This is a genomic window from Acinetobacter sp. 3657, from assembly GCF_031456775.1.
Taxonomy (GTDB): Bacteria; Pseudomonadota; Gammaproteobacteria; order Pseudomonadales; family Moraxellaceae; genus Acinetobacter.
Window position 1 is genome coordinate 113,379 of sequence record NZ_JAVDVH010000001.1, and the last position, 24,377, is coordinate 137,755.

Below are 24,377 nucleotides of genomic sequence, written 5' to 3' on the forward strand. Positions count from 1 at the left end.
TTGTAATTGGGATCTTAAGAGTAAAACAAGTTTCTATACTTTGAAAGCTAGCATGTTTTTTTATATAAAAATGATTTTGGTGTAAAAAATCAAAAAATAGGTTTATTTTCTAAACTGATTTTATGTTTATTATAATAGTAATTAATCTTTTGTATGATCGAGGTTGTTTTTTAATTTAAAGTTGGGGTTCTTAACTTGTGGATGCTTGGTTTTTAATATTTAAAGGTCGTTTTTTATTTTTAGATAAATATTTCATTGGATTTGGATTAATTTTTATTAAATTTTAATGCATGATTTGTCTCTATGGGATTATTTTTTTACTAATTTTATAGATTTTTAGTATTGAAATAATTTATTCAGTATTTTTTTAACTAAGTGTATGCTTTTGAAAAATATTTCAGAATTATTTTCTTTAGATATTTATCCTTTGGGAAGATTATTTAGTTATTCTTTGATGATCATGATACTTTTAATCTTTATAAAATTAATATAACACTTAATAGTCTAAAGTACATTAAATATGATTTTAACCGGTCGAGCCAGATTACCCATGTACGTACAAAATCACAACAAAAGTTGGGGTTTTGTACGAATGGGATCTGGTTGGCTTGCAGCCAAACCGCCACTTTTAATAGGTAAGCTATTTTAAATTTTTAGAGTAACTATTTATTTTAATTTAAAATTATTCTAAATTTTTATTAAAAAACTCTTTTTTTATTTTAAAAAATATTATAGCTTAAAAATGGATTGATGATTTTGGTGTGCTTATGATTAATGAAATTGTTAGTAAAAAATCAAAAAGAGTAAGTCGGCTTGAGTTGCGTTTAAATGATGGTGAGTTAGAGTTAATTAAAAATTCGGCAAAGTTATTAAATAAAACCACTAGCGATTTTATTCGGTTTTCCGTGAGTCACTATATTCAAAATATCTTGAATGTTGATCAATCTACAATTCGTGAATCGCATGTCGTTGTCAAGCAATCATTTCGTCAGAGAAGGGAAGAAGATAGAGAGAGCATTGCATTTCAACTTGCAAAAATTGGCAATAATCTCAACCAAGTTACTCGCGCAATTCACATTGCTAACAAAATGGGGAGTCCTGTGGACTTGCTTCGAACTTACCTACTGGTCGAAGACTATTTAAAAAAAATCTATCAACTTTATCCACTGCCTTGTTCTCCGTCACTGCATCGTTCTGATGAGACTGTTCAGCGCCGACATCAGCATATTGAACAAAAATATCTCGCTGATTTATTGCGACAAATGCAAGTTGTCGGAGACGATGAACTTGAATTCGTCCCAGATGCTGATCTCTCTAATGACCGTCTAGAAATTTAATTTTATTTTAAACGGGAGGGCGGGGTATGTTGATTAAGATGTTGAGGCATGGAACGGGCAGTGCAGCACGTGCAGCAAGTTATGTTCTTGATGAAAAGGATCACATGAATATTGTCCGTCCGCATGTCGAAGTGCTCTGCGGTGATCCACATCTCTTTGCAAAAATTGCAGATAGTTCTCCTTTTAAACATAAATATACGTCTGCTGTGATTGCTTTTGCTGAAGAAGATCAACCTACTAATATTGAAATGAAAGATGTCTTAAAACAGTTTGAAGCATTGGCCTTCAGCGGTCTCGAACCTGATCAATATCATATGACCGCTGTGTTGCATCAAGAACCAAATGGTTCAAAACATGTTCATATTCTTGTCCCTCGGCTTGAACTCAGGTCAGGAAAAGCAATGAATATCGCACCTCCTGGCAGGTTCCAAAAGCATTTTCATATGTTGCAAGACAAGCTGAATTTCGAATACGGCTGGGCAGATCCGAATGATCCCGACCGTGCCCGATTCACAAAAAAAGGTCATGAGACATATTTGCAATCTGGGCTAAAAAAGGTTGGAAAAGATCGAGAGAATTATAAACAGTACATTGAAAACACTTATTTACAGCTTTTATCAATATCGTTGAAACAACAAGAAAAAAAGCATGCTCAAGTAATTCCTGCTGAACTTTTAGTCAGAAACCGTGATGACTTTATGCAGTTTGTATTAAACAACAAGCTGGCAAGTGAAGTAGTCAAAATTCGAGAAAAACAGTTCAGCCTAGTTCCACCTTTCGGCAAAAAACCTATTTATTTTCAAGGAGAAATCTATGAAAGACAATTCAACATCGAAAAATGTTCAAGAACAATTCGAGAGCGTATCAAATCTCTTGAACAAGTTCGAACAGCAGATCGAGAACGTGGAAACGATGAGCAGCGAACAGTTAATCAGATTTCAAAATACACTCGAACGCCTTGTGCTCAACTTCGAGATCGAGCAGAAAAAGCTTTGCAAGGAGCTCGACAAGCAAGAGCAGATTACAACAGACAACGTTATGCATCTGCTACAACACCAGAAGAACGAGACCCAGACGTTGATCCTAGGATTGAATACATATCGAGGAGAGCTGAAGCAGAATATCGACAATATACAAATGAAGCTGTCTTCACATCTCCACGAAATCGATCAGATCATGCAAAAGCATCTCCAGCAGAGCAAAGCCCAATTGCAACAGACGATCGAAGACAATCAGAATTTGATCAAAGCCCAAATTCAGAACAATACTCAGAGCATCATACGGGTATTAGAAGATCAGAAGCAACTATTACAGTCGCAAGTAGATCAAGCGATAACACAGTCGATCACTCACAACCCCAAATTGATTCTGAAAACATTTATTCTGTTGGCGCTTGGAATGGGGCTGCTGAATATTTTAGTAATATTACCCTCCAACTATTATCTCACACAGCCGATTTTAACCAAAAACCAGACCGAAATCTTGACGGACGGCAAGGGCAATCGTTTCCGAGCAATTACCTCTCCGAAATGGATCGATTGCAATACTCTGAATTTGAACAAAAAAATGATTCATCCAACAGAGCCGAATATTCATCTGACCTTTCCATGCATTGTGGAGAAATGAGCCATGAAAGAACAGCAACATACGACTATTCAGCATCACAACGGCAGCGACACACAGCAGATGATTTTGGATTTACTCGAACAAATGAGTTTAGCTTTGACGCCATCATCGCTGAGTACTATGCAAGACTTGCAAGAAAACGTCGAGAAGATGAAAAAAAGGCTCAGCGTGATCGAGTATTACGAGCAGAACAACAGAGACGACATGAACAAGATCTTGAAAATCTTAGGTTTCAGCAGTCCGTCAGACTTGAGCCAAGTCGAGATCAATCTATTTCAGAATATTGGATTGATGATCAAAGAGTTACAATCGAGGCAGGAAAAATTAGAACAGTTAGAGCAACAGCAGCAGTTACAGCATCAGAAAGAGCAGCGACTTCAAGAACAGAGCATGTTATGCGAAACACAGATCAACAAACTACAGCTCTTAACAACCAGCTTGATCAAGCGCTTCGACGTACTAGAGAAGCAGGAGATGAATTTACAATCGCAATACCAGCAACAAATCAAGAATTTAAACGAGATGATGCTGAACTGCACTCAGAATATGAACAGTTTAAACAACATATGCGTCGACTTAGAGAACAAGCAGACGCAGATCAAGAGCATGCAGCATCAATGCAACAACAATACCAACTCGATCGAGAGCATTCAGCAGAACTTACAGCAACAATACTACAACTTGCAAAGCTCGTTGAAGAAGTTGTCAGGTTGATGATGAGCTTAATTGCTGCCATGCTGGGGCAGCAATATAACATTCAACGTCAACCACAAGTTGAAGCTAAGCAACAGAAATCAAATGACTCTGGTCCTGAATTTTAAGTGCGATTTACTGAATAAAACGACCATCTATTACTGTTCGTACCATACCAGTCATTCCTGTTTCTCAAACCACTGGATATGAGAAAAATCTCATATCCTTAAAACTGCTTACATCGCTAATTTTGCAGATACTAAACGATTCATGCTTACACCACGCTCTGCTGCTTCTAAGGCTAGTTTTTGATGAACCATTGATGGAACACGCACAGCAAAACGACCACTATATTTTTTATCTGAAAGTGGCACTGGTACTTTTTCGTTATTGCTGATCATATCGGCTACAACCTCAGCAACGGCATTAACAATGCCTGAAAATGCTTTAGATTGATCTGCATCAAGCCAAGATAATGATGGAAATTCAGCACATAGTCCAACGTATTCATTATCTTCTACTGACCACATAATACGGTATGTATATTTCTTACTATCCATTTTCCACCTCACAATGCATTTAGTTTATCAAGTGCAGCCAAAACTTGCTTCACCCGATACGGTTTAGCTTTTCCACTATCATCTTGAAGATTTATACGGGGATCGCCTTGCCACGGTGTTTTAAATACGGTGTGACTACCATCTGTTTGTCTTGGCTCACCAAAATACTGTTTGCAAACCTTGAGTAAATCCACAAAATGAATATTTTTTGGATTATTCCGCATTTGCTCTAGTGAGTTGATCAATATTAGCCATAAATATGCTCAATAATTCCAATCTCAAAATAGTATCAATAATGATACTACTGTTCAAGAACTGATTTCACCATCACCATGTACAAGCCAAGACGGATTAACTTTTAGATACTCTGCTATCTCTCTGAGTTGGGGGGAAAGATGGTTCATGTCTGCCTTGTATCCAATCTAAGACAGATTCAGCAGTTACATATCCTAGTTGTTCAGCAATGTGTGTATATTTAATTTCTTTTGCCTGCAATGAATTAAAATACTCTATTGCTTTGATTAAGCGATTTGACAGTTCTTTCTTGCGATCAATAAGTTGATATAGGTTCAGTACACTATTATTGTCTAATTTTTTAATGTTAAAGCTATTTTTTAGTCGTGCCACAATTTCAGCATTCATAGATCGCTTCAAGCATTGAGCTTCATTTTCAATTTTTAACTTTAATGTTGTTGGTAATCCAAGTTTAAATTGTGCATCTACTGTTTGTGGTTTATGCATTTTGGCTCATTACGAATAGGAACGACTGGTATGGTACGAACAGGAATAGGTGGTATGTTTATGCAGGAATATGCATTTTAAGCAACCACTTTTAAAAATAGGACTTTTATTATCTTTAGCCTTGCTACTGTCACTGATTGCATTTAACGTTATTTCTGTTTAATCGATAATAATGCAGTAGATTTATACAGTGCACAGTAACAAGCTAAAAATTCATCAATAATTATGTGAGTTAAATAGAACGGATTCCTAAAACACGTTGTGCCCGTACAATCATCTTTTGACGTTGGTGCGTTCGGAATGCCCACAATGAAGATAAATTACTCTTTTGATTGAGCTTTGCGACTTCAAGAATTTGTTCATCAGTCATTTCATGCATGCATAGGCGAATGATTTGATGTGCTTGTTCGAGCTCGTTGAGTAAGGAGTTTGCTGTATCAACCGCAATATAAAGATTTGCCAACGTTTGGCGTTGAGGATTTGAAATTGTATTGCCAAGTTCAACAATGAGTTGAGAAGCTTGTTGTTTAGGTGTGCAAGTGTTTGCACCATGAAGAATTGCGTTCATAGCAGTAGTCCTAGATAAGTTTTAACACTTACCATCATTACTTCTCACGGTAATGGTGGCAGCAAGACAGGGGTGAGAATACTGAATCTAGGCTCAGCCAACCTTACGGTTGCCCTGCAAGCTGCCATAACGACTGCTAAACAGTAGGCAAAAAAATAGTCGCTAGTGCGACATTAATTTGCACCTAGATTGTATCAGGTTCTCACGCCTGAACACAGATTTTGCTGTGTAATACTAGGTTAGCTGGGTATACCTTAACCTGTCAATGATCCAGTATGATTTTTTTACATATCCTAACATTAAATAATTTATTGATTATCCTGAAGAAATTTTGAATTTCTGACGGCTGGAAAATTATTTATTAAAAGTATCTAGGGACGGCTATGTGAGCCTAATATTTATTCTTATACATATTTTAGGCTTATCCATAAAATCAAAATAACCACCTTGATGGCTGAATTTGAGGTTAAGCAAAAATCAGCCACTTAACTTTCTCCATCCGAGCTGATTGTCTAGATTTTAATTGTAGTGAAATTGACTAAAGCGCTGGATAAAATTAATATGGGCTCGCTGGCCTACATTGCCAGTCGGTTTTGACAGACCGTTGATCCAGCACAAAAAATAGCCTGTCTATTTTTTGTGGACCTTCTCGTCCCCCTTTTATCTTTATGGTAGGACAGAAGGGGGACACCTTCGGGTGTGCTGGTTCCTTGGATCCCAGTCTGTCAACCCTCTTTTGTTCTGCCACCATTATTTGACAGTGATATGGCAGAACTTCTTAAGATTCAAGGAGCTTCTTATGCTGTATCTATCTTTTCTGATTTGTGCCTCGCCACCTGTTCAACCTTGTTGTGCTTTTCAACGAGGGCTAGACGGCTAACTTTTATTATTCGTCTGTATTAAAAAACTTTTTAACAAGAACAATCCAACAGTGGATGGCTAAATCACGCCTATAAAAAATAGACCTTTTTATATTTATATCTGCTGGTGATTGTGAATTGCATTGAACATGCGGAGAACAACCATGTCTGAATTAACCAAACCTAAAATCATTCCAATCGAAAACCGTCCTCAGAAATCCAAACTATTTTTAAAGTGTGTGGTCTTGCCGGTTGTGATCTTTCTCATTGTCGCCAAAATCTTTTCCTTTGGATGGTTTGGCTACTTTTTCTTTGGCTTTGATCTCTTCTGGTTTGTCATCATTTACTACCTCTATCAATATGGAAATACCTACTTTGATGGAATGACTGAACAACTGAGACGTCAGGGTGAAATCTTTAATTATCAAAACCGTGGCGTCTGGATTAACAGTCAGGACAAAACCATCATCCTGTTTGATCAGCCTGATCAACGTCTCGTCAAATATCCTTTTGACTACATTACTTCTGTGGGACATTACAATCTGGTTGAAGATCGTTTCAGAACCACAACCACGGTGATCAGTAACCCGATGATGGGAACCCATGTTAACCAACAAGTACATCGCACACCGATGAAACGTGAGTTCCAAGTCAATATTGGAACACGGGATCAATTTAAACCGAATTATAGTCTTAAAGTGCTGTTTCCTTGGCGTAGTCCCCAGATGGCCAGTGAAATCCGTCAACTTCTTTCGGCTGATCATTATCAATAATAACAATATATAAATATAAGGCAGTCAAATATGATGATTTCAAGATCGTTTATGCCATCTGTGCTGATGCTGGCAGTCAGCACAGTCATGGTCGGATGTGGTGGTGGTAGTTCAGGTGGAGATTCCAGTTTATCCAATGGCAGTGGAACGGATCACCTTAATAATGGCAATACCAATCCTAAGCCAGTGACCTGTGCTGAAAGCCAATATCTGGAAGAGGGGGAATGTAAAAACAAGGCAGTGCAGAACATTCAGTCATTCCCATTGAGTAACTTGATCCAAGGTCAAAGCTATCCATTATCGCTAAAGACAGATCAAGGGCTGGCAGTGACTTTTAGCAGTAATACACCCAATATCTGTAGTGTAAGTGGCAGTGAACTTAAGGCCCTGAATATTGGTCAGTGTACTCTAGTCCTAACACAGGCAGGCACGGCAAAAGTTCTACCATTGAATAGCAGCAGTATGGCCGTCAATGTAACTTGTGCGGCTGAGCAATATCTAGAAAATAATGTATGTGTCGATAAGCTCAAACAAACCATTACCCCGCTAAAAATTAAATACATCCTGACGGAGAGTATTTATTCGCTAGATGCTGAATCCAGTGCCAAACTTTCTGTCACGATCAGCAGCCTGTCTACTGCAACCTGTACTTATAGTCAGGGTGAACTCAAGGGGATTGGTGCAGGGTTATGTACCCTTAAACTCACTCAGGAGGGTGATGCCAAAACATTGGCAGCACAGAGTCAGACGATTAGTTTCGATGTGTTTAAAGCCTCATCCATGAGTGATGCCCCCGATATCAAAAACTGTTATGCAGGCAAGCTCAGTGCAAAGTTTAGAAATGAATTTTTAAATGAAATCAATACGGTTCGTACCTTGCATGGGTTGCCAAGTATTACATACGACTATGCCCGTGAAGATGAGATGATGCAGACCGCACTGATTCTTGCGGCAAACAACATCTTGACGCATTACCCCGAAGCTAACACAAACTGCTATTCAGATATTGGTGCTGTAGGTGCAAGGACCAGCAGCCTTGAGATGGGGGTAAGACAGAATAAGAATGACTATTCACCTGCCGAAAGCATTACCAGTATGGTGCATGACAAATTAAACCTGTATGTGGGAGATGTGGGGCATCGACTCTGGATGCTCAATCCATTTTTACAAAAATCGGCGTATGGTTCAGTCAATGCACCATCGTTTAAGGATACTCGATTCCCATATGTAGTCGGTACGTCCTATAAAGTGGTTTATCCCTTTAATCATACAACCACTGCACCACTTGGTGTGATTGCTTATCCCTACCACAACTATCCTGCAAAATATTATATGGCAGGCTCAATTCTCTCGATTTCAATATTAACTGATCAAAAGAATTTCTTTGCCAATCGTAATCTGGACTACGCTAAAGCCACCGTTACTGTCATTGAGCGAAGTAGTGGAGCTAAACTGAAGATCAGCAATATTCGTTATGAAAATATCGGTGTTCCCAACCATATCCAGTTTAATTTTGACGATTTAAAACTGAACGTGATCTACGATGTCAAACTCAGCAATGTTCTAGTGAATGGTCAGCCTAAAGAATATTCCTACTGGTTTAAAGTCGATAACAAATAAAGGATAAGAATCAGATGAAAAAATTAATACTTCACCTTGTTGTAGCCATTGGTATTGTAGGGATCAGTTCAACAGTATCTGCTGAAACTAAGAAAGTGAACTTGTCGGCAGGACTGAACTATGTACTGTCACAAGTCGTGACCAAAGGAGATAATAATCAAAGTAACCATAATATGGGGATGCTTTACTACTTGGGAAAGAAGGGTGTACCTGTAGATCATAAAAAAGCGGCTGAATGGTTTTCCAAGGCAGCAGCGAATGGTTTTGCTCCTTCACAGTACGCATTATCGATCATGTACTTGAGTGGAGATGGTATACCACAGGATGCAGAAAAAGGCGTGGCTTTGTTACAAAGTGCAGCACGGCAAGGGCAACCTGAAGCGGTCAGGATGTATAACTCACTACAAGCCAAGGTGCAGCAGCTTAATACCACTCAAATGCCATCAGTACAAACAGCCACAACAGCCATTAAATACTATGATACATCCAAGCTTGAACCTAAGAACTTTAAGCAAGTTGTACTCGCTAACCTAAGTACCGATACCATTGCCCGAAGTTTTTACAAAGTGACATCATCCAGAGAAAGACAAAAAGATGATTATTGGGGGAGTGGCAAATACTATTATGTCAATAAGCCTAGCGACTTAGACGATCTCACAGACGCTGTGATCAGCATCGCGCCTATTTTTACTTACCAGAATATGCAGGGGGAAGCCCGTTATTTAGTCCCTGTGGAAGTGACTTTAGCAATCGAAGGCAGGATAGAAACTTCACATGTTACACGAGGTACTTTGGAATTATATCTCTTTAAAAAATTGGACAATGGACAATTCCAAATGATTTCAAAAACAGCCCAAGGGGGAGTTGAAAGTATTGAGGGATATGGTCGAACCTCATGGAACGCTCAGGAATTTAGAAAGAACTTACAAGCTTTTGGAAACAATATACTAGGAAGCTATACCATTGATGGTTATTACGGCAATGGTTATGGGGAAAGCGTATGGTCACTTCTTCTGTTAAATGAAGAAAGCTATATTGTTGAACAAATGTTTGAAGAAGGAAAAGTTTCAGAACAACCAGAGTACGGCTATTCTTCAGCAATCAAAGTTAACCAAAATGGGCAGCAATTTTATCCATTCCAGATTCATTATCAGGGAACGGATATGAACGACAATAATCGGATGGTTAAAGTAAATAAAATTGTACTTTATCAGTATGATAGTAAGAGTAAGTTTTATTCGAAGCTGAAATAATACTCTTAAATCAGAATGGCTTATTGATTTCTATCCTCCTGTTTCTAGGTATTAGGAATTGGAGGAAACTATAAGAATGAGGAAATATCAGTGAATATTAAACCAATCAGAAATGATGATGATCTTACTAACGCTTTTATTCGTTTAGAAAGCATTTTTCAAACAGATAAAGGTACGCCTGAAGCAGAGGAAATGGCAATTTTAGTCACACTCATTGAAGTTTATGAAGACAAATATTACCTAATCAAATGTAGATTCTGACGTGGTATTGGCAAAAGTATTACTGAATGCTGCTGATCAGGTTGATCTAACCGTAACAGGCACCACCAGCTTTGATGGAACCAAAGACCTGAATGTCACCGCAGGAATAGAACATAACAGCCAAAGTAGTCATAGCAAAACCAATAGCCAAAGTATGAGTTACACCTATGGTGGTGATGGAAGTGCATCGATAGGCAAACAAACTAGCACATCAGAAAGCAATAGCCTGAGCCACGTCAACAGCGAAGTGAGCCTGAACAAAACCGAAGGTCGCTTAAACAGCCTGACTATCAAAGGCGGCGAAGTGAGCATACAGGATCGGGGCAATCTACAAGTCAACAATATCCATGTGGTGAGCCAGCAAGATACTTCGAGTAGCAATATTTAAGTAATTCATATATACCCTGCCGTAAAACTTTAAAATAGTGTTAAATACAGGCATTAAAAATTTACGCTTTATTTTGAGTTCTTATGGATCATTCAGTACATAACAAATTGGTTTCATTTATCTGGTCAATCGCTGATGATTGCCTTCGAGATGTCTATGTACGCGGTAAATATCGTGATGTGATTTTACCGATGGTAGTATTACGCCGTTTAGATACACTTTTAGAACCAACTAAAGATGTAGTAATTGAAGAAGTTCGATATCAACAAGTCGAAATGGAACTCACTGAGTTTGATGATGTAGCTCTAAAAGAAGCATCAGGTTATGTGTTTTATAACACATCAAAGTGGACATTACGTTCACTCTACACAGCGGCATCGAATAACCCTGAAATTTTATTAGCAAACTTCGAAGAATACTTAGATGGTTTTAGCGCTAACGTTAAAGAAATTATTCAATGCTTTAACCTATTTGCTCAAATACGCCACATGTCACATAAAAACGTGCTTTTAGATGTTGTTGAGAAATTTCTATCGCCGTATATTAATTTAACACCTAAAAGTGCTGTAGATCCTGACGGTTATCGCTTGCCTGCATTAACCAACTTAGGTATGGGTTATGTCTTTGAGGAATTGATTCGTAAGTTTAACGAAGAAAATAACGAAGAGGCGGGTGAGCACTTTACCCCACGCGAAGTGATTGAGTTAATGACGCACTTTGTCTTTGATCCAATTCAAGAGAAATTACCTTTAACCATTACGGTTTATGACCCTGCATGCGGTTCAGGTGGGATGTTGACTGAATCTCAAAACTTTATTGATGAACGTTACGTCGTGGAAAAAGGCAACCGTGACGTGCTTTTGTACGGTAAAGAGATTAATGATGAGACTTATGCGATCTGTAAGTCAGACATGATGATTAAGGGCAATAACCCTGAAAACATTCGTGTTGGTTCGACCCTGACCACAGATGAATTTGTTGGTACGAAGTTTGACTTTATGTTGTCAAATCCACCTTATGGTAAGAGTTGGGCATCTGAGCAAAAATACATCAAAGATGGGTCAGATGTGGTTGATCCTCGCTTCGTAGTGAAGCTAAAAGACTATTGGGGCAATGAAGAATCCTGTGATGCAACACCACGTTCAAGCGATGGTCAACTTCTTTTCCTCATGGAAATGGTCAATAAGATGAAATCGCCTGAGCATAATGGCATTGGTAGCCGTATTGCCTCAGTTCATAACGGTTCAAGCTTATTTACGGGTGATGCTGGTGGCGGTGAAAGTAATATCCGTCGTTACATCATTGAAAACGATTTGCTCAATGCGATTGTGCAGTTGCCAAATAACCTGTTCTATAACACTGGAATTACAACCTATATTTGGTTGTTATCGAATAATAAACCTAAGCATCGTAAGGGCAAAGTACAACTGATTGATGCAAGTTTAATGTTCCGCAAGTTGCGTAAAAACTTAGGAAATAAAAACTGTGAGTTTGCACCTGAGCATATTGCTGAAATTATGCAGACCTATCTTGCAGGTCAAGACGTAGAACGTCAGCTGGATGCTCAAAATGATCCTATCGGTATCGCAAGTAAGGTTTTTGATAACCAAGATTTTGGTTATTACAAAGTCAATATTGAGCGTCCAGATCGCCGTAAAGCGCAATTTAGTGCAGAGCGTTTACAAGGTTTACGTTTTGATAAGTCATTGTCTGAGCCGATGGAATATATGTTTAACACCTATGGCGATGACCTCTATTCACAAGCGAAACTTGATGCTGTGAATAAAGATGTATTGGCGTGGTGTGAAGATCAAGAGATTACGCTAAACAATAAAGCGCAAGCCAAGCTGTTTGATGTGAAGCATTGGAATGCTTTAAAAACCGCTTTGGACAATGCCTTAAGCATCATGCAACAGGTGGGTACAGATAAGTTCTCAGACTTTAACCTGTTTAAGAAAAAAGTCGATGAAGCAATCAAAGCGTTAAAGATTAAGCTGTCGAATTCGGAAAAGAATAACATTTTAAATGCGGTCAGTTGGTATGACGAAAACGCAGAAAAAGTGGTGAAAAAAGTCGTGAAGCTGAATGATGCTGAGCTTGCCGATTGGCTTGCACACTTGGGCTGTACAGAAGCTGATTTAGCAGACTTTGGCTATTATGCAACGGCGAAAAAAGCTGAGTTCACCACCTATGAAAGCAATAGCGATTTGCGTGATAGTGAATCGGTACCGTTAAAACAGCAGATTCATCAGTATTTCTTAGATGAAGTGAAACCGCATGTGGCTGAAGCGTGGATTAATCTGGATTCTGTGAAGATTGGTTATGAGATTAGCTTTAATAAGTACTTCTACCAGCATAAGCCGTTGCGTTCTTTAGAAGATGTGGCTCAAGATATTTTAAGTCTTGAGAAGCAAGCCGATGGTTTGATTGCGCAGATTTTGGGTCTTTAAGGGGAAGCATGATGTTTGCAAAATATGATGCTTATAAAGATTCAGGCGATAAATGGATTGGGAAGACTCCTACAGGTTGGTTTAACGAAAGGCTAGGGACGATCTTAGAGCCAATTTCAATTAAGGGTAATGCTGATAAAGACTTACTCTCGATTACTCGTGAGAGAGGGGTAATCTTAAGAGATATCGAAGATGATTCGGAAAATCATAACTTCATTCCTGATGATTTAAGTAATTACAAACTGATTGAAAAAGGTCAGTTTGGCATGAATAAAATGAAAGCATGGCAAGGTTCATATGGCGTATCGCCATATACAGGTATTGTCAGTCCTGCTTACTATATTTTTAGATTCATTAAGCCAATTTATCCTGATTTTTTTCATTGGGCGATAAGAAGTAAGACCTATATTTCTTTTTTTGGAAGTGCATCTGATGGTGTGCGTATTGGTCAATGGGATTTATCAAAAGATAGAATGAAGAATATTCCATTTGTGTTTCCTAATATTGATTCACAAAAGAAGATTGTTGAATTTATCAAAGATAAAGCGGGAAAAATCGACCAAGCCATCGCAATTAAAGAACAGCAAATTGCTTTACTGAATGAACGTAAGCAAATTGTGATTCAAAAAGCAGTGACTCAAGGGTTAGATCCAAATGTACCCATGAAAGATTCGGGTGTGGAATGGATTGGTCAAATTCCTGAGCATTGGCATATAAAAAAATTGAAGTATTTAGCACAGGTTGAAGGTGGTTTTGCATTTTCGTCGGATTCATTTAAAGATGAAGGAGTGCAATTATTAAAAATATCAAATTTATATATGAATACCTTAAGCTTAGAGAGACAACCTACATTTTTAGATGAAAAATATCTTAATACCCACTCTAAATGGGTTGTGTCGAAAGGAGATATTTTAATGTCCCTCACGGGAACATTAGGAAAAAAAGATTATGGATTTGCTGTTTTACTAGAAGATGATAATAAGTTTTTCTTGAATCAGCGTGTTGGTAAAATTAATTTTAATACAGACATTGATAAGTTTTTTATTCTGAATCAGCTACAAAGTGATGTGTTCTTAGATCAAATATATCAATTACCATCTGGTACAAAACAAGCAAATCTCAGTAATGAACATATAGAAAATGTTTATTTAATTATCCCTAATTTAAATGAGCAAAAGCACATTGCTAATTTTATTGCCGAGTTGGTTCAGGCTAATCAAATATTGATAGAAAACACTTTAAAAGAGATTGATCTATTAAAAGAATATAAAACCACACTCATTAATGATGCTGTGACAGGCAAAATTAAAGTGGCGTAAAATTTAAACCTAGCGAACTTCGGTTGGCTAGGTTTTTTAATATCTCGGGGGGAATATGAGTTTATATACAGTAGACACAGCCAATAAAAAGCTTAAACCATTAGACGGTACAAAACTCAGCGAACAACAGCTGACTGAGCGTTATGACTTGCAAGAATGGTTAGTCAGTCACCCTGAAGCATTGGGCGAAGAACTACTCATTATCCAAAAAGAATTTGATGGCTTTGCTGGCACAGGCGAACGTTTAGACCTTTTGGCATTAGACACCAAAGGACAACTTGTACTGATTGAAAACAAGCGCGATGACAGTGGACGTGATGCTGTATGGCAGGCACTCAAATATGCGTCTTATGTTGCACCGTCTACCTCAGATGACATTGAAGATGTCTTTGCAAAATATTTGTTTAAGAATAGACCGACATATCCTGATTTAGAGCCGAATGCGTTTGACGCTGACCAAGTTAAAAACACAGCCAAAATACTGATTGAACGCTTTTTAGAAGAACATCAGGAAATGGGCGTGTCGATTACGACACTCAATCCACGCAATAGCCAACGAATTATTTTAGTTGCAGGCGAGTTTCGTAAGGAGGTGACCAATACCGCATTGTGGTTACTTGATCGTAAAATTGATCTGAAATGCGTCAAGGTATCACCTTATAAACTAGGCGAACAATTGTTAGTGGATATTCAACAAATTATTCCTGTTCCTGAAGCATCGGAATATATGGTGCGGCTCTCTCGAAAAGAAGATGAAGAAACCATCGCAAAAGTAAAACAAGACGATCAAATCAATATTCGCTACCAATATTGGGAGCAATTGCTTACTCATTTTTCACAAAGTGAAAATTCACTTTATAACAATATTAGCCCGAAGACTGATCATTGGCTGAGCTCGGCAACAGGGATCTCACAATGTTCTTACCGTCTTCTTTTATTGCAGAAAGCGATTCGCGTAGATCTCGCTTTTGAGAAAAAAGAAGCTGTAGAAAATAAACTGTTATTTGATTTTTTCTATGAGCGTAAAGATGAGATTGAACGCAAATTTGGTCAGCCTTTAGACTGGCTGAGATTAGATGCAAAGAAATCATCCCGTATTGAATTTAGTCTGTATACCGAAGGGCATAACCCAGACTTATGGCAAAGTTATACGGCTTGGCACTTGGAACATATACAAAAGCTTGAGCAAGCCTTTAAACCATATATGAATGCAGCGTATCAAGTGATTAAGTAAGAATTAAAGATTTAAAAATGGGGGTATAGGGTGAATACAGCAAATTTATTGGCACAGATTAGCCAACTTTTAGAGGATAAGCCGGACTTATCTGAAATAGCAGATGATCGACTAGGCAAACTTATCTCTCATTTAGAACAAAAAGAAAACTCATTGGAATTGAAAACCATCAGTGAATTACAGAAGGCTCATTTTTTTGTTGATAGTTATCAACGAGGCTATAAATGGAAGGAACAACAGGTTACGGAATTGCTGGATGACATTGATGAGTTTGAACCACAGCAAGAAAGTGATTTCTATTGCTTGCAACCTGTAGTTGTAAAAAGAAAGACCGAGGGGACCCAATACTATTGGGAACTCATTGACGGTCAGCAACGGATGACCACAATTTTTATTATTTTGAATTACTTAACCAATGAACCATATTTCTCTCTTCGTTATGAGACTAGAGAATCTAGTACAGAGCATTTAAATAACTTAACTGGACTCACTGAAAATAACCTATCAACGATTGATGCTTATTACTTCTATACGGCTTATCAAGCTGTAAAAAAATGGTTTGAAGAAAAGGGTTCAGAATTTAACAGACAACATTGGAAAAATAAGCTTCTGCATCATACAAAAGTCATTTGGTACGCTGTACGTGTAGATCGGGATCAAGATTCAAAAAAGCAATCTATTGAAATCTTTAGCCGACTGAATCAGGGGAAGATTCCACTCACCGATGCAGAGTTGATTAAAGCATTATTCTTACAAAAAATTGCGAAAGCTTATGGGAATGATCATCTTGCAGTTCAGAAACAAACTGAAATGGCGAATCAATGGGATGCTATAGAGCAAGCGCTACAAAATGATGAATTTTGGGCATTCTTGAGTCCAGCACAACAAACCAATAAACACACGCGTATTGAACTTATTTTTGATCTTATTGTGGATAAATCGACTGATAAAAAAGCGTTAAAACTGAAAGTGGATCATCAAACTTTTATCCATTACGCAAATGAGTTTAAAAAAACTCATGATGTGAAGGATCTAATCGAAAAAGAGTGGTTAAAGGTTCTCTCAGGATTTCAGTATTTAAATGAGTGGTATGAAAATGATCGTTTATATCATTTGATTGGATATCTAATCGGTCAGAAATATAAAACAATCCAAGAGATTTGGTTAGTTGTTGCACAAGGCTGTAAACGAGATGAATTTGAAGCGAAGCTAAAAAACTTTATCCAACTTGAATTAAGTAATCTTTTCAAGAAAGACAAAAATGCCAAAGAATTAGATTTTGATCATGTCTTCTATGATGAAGATGCTTTAAAAACATGTCGGCCAAAAATTAAATCGATACTCTTATTATTTAATATTTTTAGATATGAGCGACACAACACGCGCTTTTCATTTAAACGCTATAACCAAGTAAAGTGGGATATTGAGCATATCCATGCCCAAAAAAGTGAGGAGTTGTCTAGCAAGGATGATCAAATCAAGGTTTGGGTATCTGAGCAAAAGGCACTATTGGGAGAAATAGCAGATAGTGTTTTGAAACAAAAGCTTGGAGATATATTAAGCCAATATGAGACAATCACAGACTCTATGCAAAGAGAGTATTTGTATAATCAATATAATGAAATTTTAGAAACGCTGATCGGCAGTTTCTCTGAAAATATTCAAACACTTGATAATTTATGCCTTTTACCAGAAAGCGATAATCGCTCTATAGGGAATGATCCGTTTTTTATTAAAAGAAAGAAGGTTTTACAAGCAGAAAAAGAGCTATATGAATTAGCTAAAACTAACACAGCGAACTTTATTCCTTTGGCATCACAACAGGTCTTCTCTAAATATTTTAGTGACGATGCAAACCACATGCTGAAGTGGGATATAGCGGATAGGAAAAACTATAAAAAAGCATTGTTAGACTGCTTTAAACAATATGGTATTGAATTTCACGATGAAAATGAGGGGTGATCAAAATGGCTAAATTGACATTGTGGAAAGCATTGGAACAATATCATATTGTTATTCCTACAATTCAGCGTGATTACGCACAGGGTCGAAAGAATGATCCAAAGATTACTCAAATCCGTAAAGCATTTTTGCAAGCCTTAGTACAAAGTTTGACTGAAAATCAAGAGCTTGAACTTGATTTTGTCTATGGGGCTTTAAATCAAAAAACACTTGAATTGTTAGATGGGCAACAACGTCTGACGACTTTGTTCCTTTTACATTGTTATCTTGTGAATAAAAATAAAGCAAATATAAATGAAATTGATTTAATCAAAGAACAATTACAGAAATTCAGTTATCAAACGCGTACAAGTTCTAAGCTTTTCATTTCTCAATTGGTTGAGAAGTTAGTCGAAATGAAATGGATCGGTAAGCCTTCCGTGGCGATTGAAAACGAAGCGTGGTTTTTAGCAGTATGGCGTAAAGATCCAACCATTATTTCAATCTTAACGATGTTAGATGAGTTGGATTCATTACTAGGGTCAAAGACGGCGGATGAGCTTGAGAAATTATGGGTGAGTTTGAGTAGTCATTCAGTTCTGAATTTTTATCTGCTACCAATGAATGAGTTTTCATTAACCGATGAGCTATATATCAAAATGAATGCCAGGGGGGTTCAACTAACAGAATTCGAAAACTTTAAAGCATGGCTTCAGGGTTTTCTTGAAAATAAAATTGAGACAAGCAAAGCAAATCATTTTTTTCAGAGTATTGACACAAAGTGGACCGATTTAATTTGGACTGCTAGTAAAGACTGGAATAAATCTTTTGATGCGAGTTTTATTCATTTCTTTAAAATCTGTTTGCTATGTGAGCATCAAAAATATTTATTCAAAAATCAAAATTCTGATTATACGAATGAAAAAGATATAGAAAGTTTAGTGAGTCGTTTGAGACTTAATTTATTTATTTCGCAAACTGAATATATAGATTTATTCTCAAATGATGTCAACAATACGATTGATAACTTAACAGCGCTGTTAGATTTTGCTGTAGCACATCAAAAACAACACAAGATCTTCGAAATATTAAGTAAAGATAAGCCTTCCTATGAAGAGCAAGCGAACTTCGCAACCACTTATTATTTTACTAAGTATATTCAAAATATTGATCAATTTGAGGATTGGAACAGAATCAGTGGCTGGTTGGTAAAAAATGCTAAGGGTTACTACAACTCTGAAAAGTTGATGCTTTCAGTACTCGAAGCACTAGAACAATTAGCAATTTATATTGGTCATGACAATGTCCTCGACAAAATTAGTACTTTGCACCAATATCAGAACATTATAGAGCTTTGTAGTAAAACTGCTTTTGAGAAATCACATATTGAACATGAGATTGAAAAAGCCAAACTCATACTTCAAGATACAGCTTGGAAAGAATTATTAAAGAAATATGAAGAGCATAACTATTTTTACGGTCGCGTTGATTTTTTACTTGATTATGCAAAGACAGATGATCAGATTATCTTTATGGACAAGTTTACTTATTACGCTGAAACTGCAAAAAAATTATTTGACGATGAATTTATCAAAGACAAGAAATATCGACTACATCAGTCATTATTACGCTTAGGTAACAGCTTAAACAACTATTTCGTTAAACGCGGAAGAAATTTAAGTTTTTGTTCGGCTACCTATAACTCATATCGTGATAGAGCAGAAAATTGGCGAGCTGTATTTGATCACAATAGAGTCTCTGAAAATAATAAATCCCCTCAGCTTAAAATCTTATTAGATATGTTAGAAGGGGATGTTAGCTTTGAAAAACTGAATGCCATTAGGAATCAAAATTTAGCTCAAATCTATGATTGGAGAAAATATTTTATTCTTGATGCAAATATTTTTAAGTATTGTTCTGATGCGCAGATTAGAAAGGAAAGTGATGATCTTATCTTTTTACTCAAAAAGTCAAAGCTTAGTGGGACACATGCGGAGCTAAGAAGTTATGTTTTATATCACACCTTGCAGACAGCAGAATACGGTTTAACAGGCACAGACCTCGATTATTTATCTGTTTCTAGCAGAGAGATCATGCCAAGTTTAAAAGTTCAAAATAGGCTTCGAATTACGTTTAAGAACGGTAAATTTATCAATGAAATCATTGAGCAAAATTTAGAAGCTGGTGAAGTTTCTAGATTAGCTTCAAATGAAGAAATGCAAGAGTTTAAAAATATCATCAAAGCACAACAACAAGTACTAGATGAAATTAAATACCCAGAAAGAGAAGAGGTTGCCTAATGGTCAGTTTAACCAATGAACGTGCTTTAGAAATGGCAATTGAAAAGGCACTGACTGGAACATGCCTTGAAAATATTAAAGCAGGTTTAACCGACATTGCTCTACCTCATCATGGCTTTGTATCAGGTTCACCTGCAAATTTCGACATGCTTTACGCCTTAGATACTCAATATTTCTGGCAGTTTTTAGAGCAAACGCAATCGGATGAACTGGCAAAGATTCAGAAATTTAACCCACATGATTGGCAAAGAAAAATCTACGAACGCTTTGATCGAATGATCCGTAAGCATGGGGTGGTTCATCTACTTAAAAAAGGTCTCGCTGTCGATCAAGCACATTTTCAGTTGATGTACCCTGCGCCGTTGGCAAGCAGTTCACAAAAGATCAAAGATCGATTCAAGCAGAACATTTTCAGCGTGACTCGCCAATTACGCTATTCAAAAGCCAATCCATTACAAGAAATTGATATGGTGGTGTTTGTAAATGGTATTCCAATCATTACCTTTGAATTAAAGAATGAATGGACTGGGCAGAATGCTCGTCATCATGGGCAGAAGCAATATAAACAAGATCGAGATATCACACAGCCATTACTGAGCTTTGCACGCTGTATCGTGCATATGGCTGTAGATACCGATGAAGTCTATATGACAACGAAGCTAGCAGGCGCGAATACCTTCTTCTTGCCTTTTAACAAAGGTCATAATGCAGGTGCAGGAAATCCGCCAAATGCAGAGGGGCATAAAACGGCATACCTTTGGAAAGAGCTACTTTCTAAAGAAAGTCTGGCAAATATCATTCAGCACTTCGTACGACTAGATGGTGATGAGAAAACCTTATTAGATAAAAGGAATCTCTATTTCCCTCGTTATCATCAGCTCAGCGTAGTGCGCCGTCTTATTCATGATGTTTCAACTAATGGGGTTGGTCAAACTTATCTCATTCAGCATTCCGCAGGTTCAGGTAAATCGAATTCGATTACATGGGCGGCATTTCAGTTGATAGAAGCTTATCCAGCAGAAAATGACATTGCAGGAAGCAGAGGGCTAGAACATCCATTATTTGATTCAGTGATTGTGGTGACGGATCGCCGTATTCTTGATAAACAGCTTAAAGAGAACATCAAGGAGTTTTCTGAGGTTAAAAATATTATGACGCATGCTCATAAGTCCTCAGAATTGAAATCTGCTTTAGAAAATGGCAAAAAAATTATTATTACTACAATCCAAAAATTCCCGTTCATTATTGATGGAATTGCAGACTTAAGTGATAAACGTTTTGCTGTGATCATTGATGAGGCACATAGTTCTCAATCAGGTGTTGCACATGACAAAATGAATGAAGTTATGGGCAAGGCTAACGAAGACGTTGATGGTGTCGATGTTCAAGACAAAATTCTAAGTGCGATGTTGGCACGTAAGATGAAAGGCAATGCATCCTATTTTGCCTTTACTGCAACACCAAAGAATACGACTTTAGAAAAGTTTGGTGAAAAGCAAGCTGATGGTTCTTTTAAACCTTTTGATCTGTATTCGATGAAACAGGCGATTGAAGAAGGATTTATTCTAGATGTCTTGTCGAACTATACGACCTACAAGAGCTTCTATGAAATTGAAAAATCGATTTTAGCTAATCCGTTATTTGATACGAAAAAAGCGCAGAAAACATTAAGAAGTTATGTAGAGAAAACACAGCAGACGATCGATATCAAAGCTGAAGTGATGCTTGATCATTTCATCCAGCATGTTGTAAATACCAAGAAGTTAAAAGGTAAAGCAAAAGGGATGATTGTGACTCAAAATATTGAGTCTGCGATCCGATATTATAAAGCGATTGACCGACTCTTAGAGCAAGCAGGTTATCCATTTAAAGCAATCGTTGCATTCTCTGGAGAGAAGAAAGTCGATGGGATTGAATATACGGAAGCCATTCTCAACGATTTCTCTGATAATGACACCAAAGATATGTTCGATCGCAGCTATATTGGTGAGAAAAAGCCTGCTGGGGTGAATGAAGATCAATATCGGTTATTGATTGTTGCCAATAAATATCTAACTGGTTTCGATCAACCGAAGCTTTGCACGATGTATGTTGATAAAAAACTGGCTGACGTGCTGTGTGTTCAAGCACTCTCTCGGTTAAATCGTTCAGCACCTAAATTAGGTAAGCGAACTGAAGATTTATTTGTACTAGATTTCTTCAATGAAATAGAAGATATCAAACAATCATTTGATCGTTTCTATACTTCGACTACATTATCACAAGCTACTGATATCAATGTACTCAACGAACTAAAAAGTGAGTTAGATGGTGTTGGGGTATATGAGGTATCGGAAGTGGAAGAATTTGCCACAAAATACTTTGATTCAGTAGATGCAGAAAAACTGAGTCCGATTATTGATATCGCCGTTGCACGTTTTGACTTAGAATTGACTGCTGGGGACAAAGCAGATTTCAAAATCAAAGCAAAGCAGTTTGTGAAGATTTATGGTCAGATGGCATCAATTTTACCATATGAAGTTCCAGCTTGGGAAAAGTTGTATTGGTTCTTAAAATTTTTGATTCCGAAACTTAAAATCGAAGACCCTGAAGCAGATGCATTGGATGAGTTATTAAACTCAGTGGATTTAAATTCATATGGATTACAACGTAAAAAACTCAATGAACAGATTGAATTAGATGCCGAAGAAACGGTTCTCGATCCGACAAATCCTAATCCACGTGGGGCTCATGGTGGTGAAACGGAAGAAGACCCATTAGATGAAATTATTAAAACATTTAATGAACGTTGGTTTGGTAGTTGGGCCGCAACTCCTGAAGAGCAAAAAGTGAAGTTTGTGAATATATTAAAACAAATCAAGGAACATTCTGATTTTGAGAGCAAGTACTTAAATAACCCTGATCCACATACCAAAGATTTAGCCTTTGATAAGATCATGAATGAAGTCATGTTGCGTCAAAGAAAGGTTGATATGGATATGTATAAGCAATATTCAAAAGATACTGCTTTTAGAATGTCATGGAAATATAGCCTACAACAGGGTGTTATGCGATAAGGACAATATATGTGGAGTTGGATACAAGGGGAGTTTTATACATTCCTGATGATTATGGATCGTTATCCAAAGGTTTGGGTACTTCCTTGTATCTTTTTCTTATTTTGTATTGGTGTTCTTGTCTGGCTCAATTATCAACTAGGTCATTATTTTGAGACACGTAGTGTGACGCAGATGACACCTTTTCTGGATCAATTCATTGTGAATTTTTATGCTAAAATTCGCGGGAAAATAGTGAATCGGTATTTGATACTGGGTACATTTGTGTTGTTTGCTATTGGATATCTGAAATATCGTAAAAAGATTTATTTCTAGATCAGAGAAATCTAGTCAAAGATTGTAAGCGTACTCTTGCGTGTCAGAAATTTTGGTTGGGTAAAAGATGGATCAAAACTGAATAAAAAAATCTCAATAAACTTTTGTCTTAATTTACCATTTAGTGTGAGTTAAACTGCCACCATCTCAGAAAATATTGTAGCAGATGATAGAAATATTATAACTACTTATAATACAGATAGTAATATAGCTTCTTCACTATTCATACAAACTGACTCATAGAGGGGAAATATGGGCACAACGTCATACTCAAGTATGGTTACAGCCATTAAAAAATTAAAAGTTGGCATGAGTAAAGACTTAGTAAATTTAGAGCCATTGAGAATTAAACAGGATGGAAGTCTTAGTTGTTACTATATTCCATTTGATTATATTACGAAGAATGCAAAGGTTGTATTGGTTGGTATAACTCCAGGAAAGACTCAATTATTTAATGCTTTGTGTTCGGTTCAGAACTCTTTGGAAAAAGGTTTGAGTGAAGAAGAAGTACTTAGAGTTGCTAAGAATGTAGCTGCGTTTAGTGGAACACTACGCAACAATTTGATCAAGTTATTAGATTATATTGGCTTACATGAAAAGCTGGGCATCTCAAGTACTGCAGGTCTTTTTGATAAAGATGCACATTTGGTGCATACAACTTCTGTATTAAAGTACCCCGTATTTATTAATGGTAAAGACTATAGTGGATCAACACCTAATATGCTTAAACACCCATTATTAAATGAAATGATTGATGCTTATTTAATGGAAGAAATTCGCCAATTGCCGAAAGCAATTTATATTCCTCTTGGTCCTAAAGTTAGCCAAGTTTTTGAATATTTAATTCAACAAGGATCATTAGAAGATCACCAAGTTTTATTTGGATTGCCACATCCCTCAGGTGCCAATGCAGAAAGAATTGCGTATTTCTTAGGAAATAAAGCTAGAGAATCCCTAAGTATTAAAACAAATCCAGATTTGCTTGATCAAGCTAAAGTAAAAATTTTAGAAAAGTTATCGTTAAACTTTAATTAGTTTTTACAAAATATATTTTCTTCCTATTAGATAGAATGAAGAAGATA

At 36.9% G+C, this 24,377-nt stretch carries 18 protein-coding genes; 14 read left to right on the plus strand and 4 right to left on the minus strand.

Annotated elements, in window-relative coordinates; all coding sequences use genetic code 11:
* The first annotated feature begins 767 nt into the window (after positions 1-767).
* Both mobC and J2Y37_RS00595 read left to right on the plus strand, forming a co-directional pair.
* Entirely contained in the window at positions 768-1,337 is a 570-nt protein-coding gene (mobC, locus tag J2Y37_RS00590; protein ID WP_349031480.1) for a plasmid mobilization relaxosome protein MobC, read from the plus strand.
* A gap of 26 nt (positions 1,338-1,363) precedes the next feature.
* A complete protein-coding gene (locus J2Y37_RS00595; protein WP_349031481.1) occupies positions 1,364-3,784 on the plus strand; it encodes a hypothetical protein in 2,421 nt (806 codons plus the stop codon).
* 108 nt (positions 3,785-3,892) lie between these two features.
* Here the strand turns inward: J2Y37_RS00595 and J2Y37_RS00600 are convergent, their stop codons facing one another.
* From J2Y37_RS00600 to J2Y37_RS00615, 4 genes are all read right to left on the minus strand, one after another.
* Positions 3,893-4,216, minus strand: coding sequence for a toxin-antitoxin system HicB family antitoxin (locus tag J2Y37_RS00600; RefSeq protein WP_349031482.1), 324 nt, complete (start codon positions 4,214-4,216; stop codon positions 3,893-3,895).
* A gap of 8 nt (positions 4,217-4,224) precedes the next feature.
* Complete coding sequence (locus J2Y37_RS00605; RefSeq protein WP_349031483.1) at positions 4,225-4,440, minus strand: hypothetical protein; 216 nt, start codon at positions 4,438-4,440, stop codon at positions 4,225-4,227.
* Between the two features lie 127 nt (positions 4,441-4,567).
* Positions 4,568-4,957: an Arc family DNA-binding protein gene (locus tag J2Y37_RS00610; protein ID WP_349031484.1), complete on the minus strand. Its 390-nt coding sequence runs from the start codon at positions 4,955-4,957 to the stop codon at positions 4,568-4,570.
* A 232-nt stretch (positions 4,958-5,189) separates the two neighbouring features.
* A complete protein-coding gene (locus J2Y37_RS00615; RefSeq protein ID WP_349031485.1) occupies positions 5,190-5,525 on the minus strand; it encodes a hypothetical protein in 336 nt (111 codons plus the stop codon).
* Between the two features lie 1,024 nt (positions 5,526-6,549).
* Between J2Y37_RS00615 and J2Y37_RS00620 the strand changes: the two genes are divergently transcribed.
* The 12 genes from J2Y37_RS00620 to J2Y37_RS00675 all read left to right on the plus strand — a co-directional run bounded on the left by J2Y37_RS00620 (position 6,550) and on the right by J2Y37_RS00675 (position 24,330).
* Positions 6,550-7,158 (plus strand): hypothetical protein, encoded by a 609-nt coding sequence (locus tag J2Y37_RS00620; protein WP_349031486.1) that lies wholly within the window; start codon positions 6,550-6,552, stop codon positions 7,156-7,158.
* A 30-nt stretch (positions 7,159-7,188) separates the two neighbouring features.
* Entirely contained in the window at positions 7,189-8,778 is a 1,590-nt protein-coding gene (locus tag J2Y37_RS00625; protein ID WP_349031487.1) for a CAP domain-containing protein, read from the plus strand.
* A gap of 14 nt (positions 8,779-8,792) precedes the next feature.
* Entirely contained in the window at positions 8,793-10,031 is a 1,239-nt protein-coding gene (locus J2Y37_RS00630; RefSeq protein WP_349031488.1) for a tetratricopeptide repeat protein, read from the plus strand.
* Positions 10,032-10,121: 90 nt separating this feature from the next.
* Positions 10,122-10,292 carry a hypothetical protein gene (locus J2Y37_RS00635; protein ID WP_349031489.1) on the plus strand — a complete coding sequence of 57 codons (171 nt, stop codon included), beginning with the start codon at positions 10,122-10,124 and terminating at the stop codon, positions 10,290-10,292.
* 1 nt (position 10,293) lies between these two features.
* Positions 10,294-10,680, plus strand: coding sequence for a hemagglutinin repeat-containing protein (locus J2Y37_RS00640; RefSeq protein WP_349031490.1), 387 nt, complete (start codon positions 10,294-10,296; stop codon positions 10,678-10,680).
* Positions 10,681-10,763: 83 nt separating this feature from the next.
* On the plus strand, positions 10,764-13,130 hold the full coding sequence (locus tag J2Y37_RS00645) for a class I SAM-dependent DNA methyltransferase (protein WP_349031491.1): 2,367 nt from the start codon (positions 10,764-10,766) through the stop codon (positions 13,128-13,130).
* Positions 13,131-13,138: 8 nt separating this feature from the next.
* Positions 13,139-14,449, plus strand: a complete 1,311-nt coding sequence (locus J2Y37_RS00650) for a restriction endonuclease subunit S (RefSeq protein ID WP_349031492.1) — start codon at positions 13,139-13,141, stop codon at positions 14,447-14,449.
* Between the two features lie 55 nt (positions 14,450-14,504).
* A complete protein-coding gene (locus J2Y37_RS00655) occupies positions 14,505-15,683 on the plus strand; it encodes a DUF4268 domain-containing protein (RefSeq protein WP_349031493.1) in 1,179 nt (392 codons plus the stop codon).
* A gap of 30 nt (positions 15,684-15,713) precedes the next feature.
* Complete coding sequence (locus J2Y37_RS00660; protein WP_349031494.1) at positions 15,714-17,645, plus strand: DUF262 domain-containing protein; 1,932 nt, start codon at positions 15,714-15,716, stop codon at positions 17,643-17,645.
* A 5-nt stretch (positions 17,646-17,650) separates the two neighbouring features.
* Positions 17,651-19,924: a DUF262 domain-containing protein gene (locus J2Y37_RS00665; protein ID WP_349031495.1), complete on the plus strand. Its 2,274-nt coding sequence runs from the start codon at positions 17,651-17,653 to the stop codon at positions 19,922-19,924.
* Positions 19,924-22,980 carry a type I restriction endonuclease subunit R gene (locus J2Y37_RS00670; protein ID WP_349031496.1) on the plus strand — a complete coding sequence of 1,019 codons (3,057 nt, stop codon included), beginning with the start codon at positions 19,924-19,926 and terminating at the stop codon, positions 22,978-22,980. Before J2Y37_RS00665 ends, J2Y37_RS00670 begins: the two co-directional genes overlap by 1 nt.
* A 567-nt stretch (positions 22,981-23,547) precedes the next feature.
* On the plus strand, positions 23,548-24,330 hold the full coding sequence (locus tag J2Y37_RS00675) for a uracil-DNA glycosylase family protein (RefSeq protein WP_349031497.1): 783 nt from the start codon (positions 23,548-23,550) through the stop codon (positions 24,328-24,330).
* The last annotated feature ends 47 nt before the right edge of the window (positions 24,331-24,377 follow it).

Coding starts and splice junctions, on each gene's coding strand:
- J2Y37_RS00675 (WP_349031497.1), top strand. CDS start 23,548: ATGGGCACAACGTCATACTCAAGTATGGTTACAGCCATTAAAAAATTA.
- J2Y37_RS00600 (WP_349031482.1), bottom strand. CDS start 4,216: ATGGATAGTAAGAAATATACATACCGTATTATGTGGTCAGTAGAAGAT.
- J2Y37_RS00615 (WP_349031485.1), bottom strand. CDS start 5,525: ATGAACGCAATTCTTCATGGTGCAAACACTTGCACACCTAAACAACAA.
- J2Y37_RS00605 (WP_349031483.1), bottom strand. CDS start 4,440: ATGCGGAATAATCCAAAAAATATTCATTTTGTGGATTTACTCAAGGTT.
- J2Y37_RS00665 (WP_349031495.1), top strand. CDS start 17,651: ATGGCTAAATTGACATTGTGGAAAGCATTGGAACAATATCATATTGTT.
- J2Y37_RS00645 (WP_349031491.1), top strand. CDS start 10,764: ATGGATCATTCAGTACATAACAAATTGGTTTCATTTATCTGGTCAATC.
- J2Y37_RS00630 (WP_349031488.1), top strand. CDS start 8,793: ATGAAAAAATTAATACTTCACCTTGTTGTAGCCATTGGTATTGTAGGG.
- mobC (WP_349031480.1), top strand. CDS start 768: ATGATTAATGAAATTGTTAGTAAAAAATCAAAAAGAGTAAGTCGGCTT.
- J2Y37_RS00650 (WP_349031492.1), top strand. CDS start 13,139: ATGATGTTTGCAAAATATGATGCTTATAAAGATTCAGGCGATAAATGG.
- J2Y37_RS00610 (WP_349031484.1), bottom strand. CDS start 4,957: ATGCATAAACCACAAACAGTAGATGCACAATTTAAACTTGGATTACCA.
- J2Y37_RS00670 (WP_349031496.1), top strand. CDS start 19,924: ATGGTCAGTTTAACCAATGAACGTGCTTTAGAAATGGCAATTGAAAAG.
- J2Y37_RS00655 (WP_349031493.1), top strand. CDS start 14,505: ATGAGTTTATATACAGTAGACACAGCCAATAAAAAGCTTAAACCATTA.
- J2Y37_RS00625 (WP_349031487.1), top strand. CDS start 7,189: ATGATGATTTCAAGATCGTTTATGCCATCTGTGCTGATGCTGGCAGTC.
- J2Y37_RS00620 (WP_349031486.1), top strand. CDS start 6,550: ATGTCTGAATTAACCAAACCTAAAATCATTCCAATCGAAAACCGTCCT.
- J2Y37_RS00595 (WP_349031481.1), top strand. CDS start 1,364: ATGTTGATTAAGATGTTGAGGCATGGAACGGGCAGTGCAGCACGTGCA.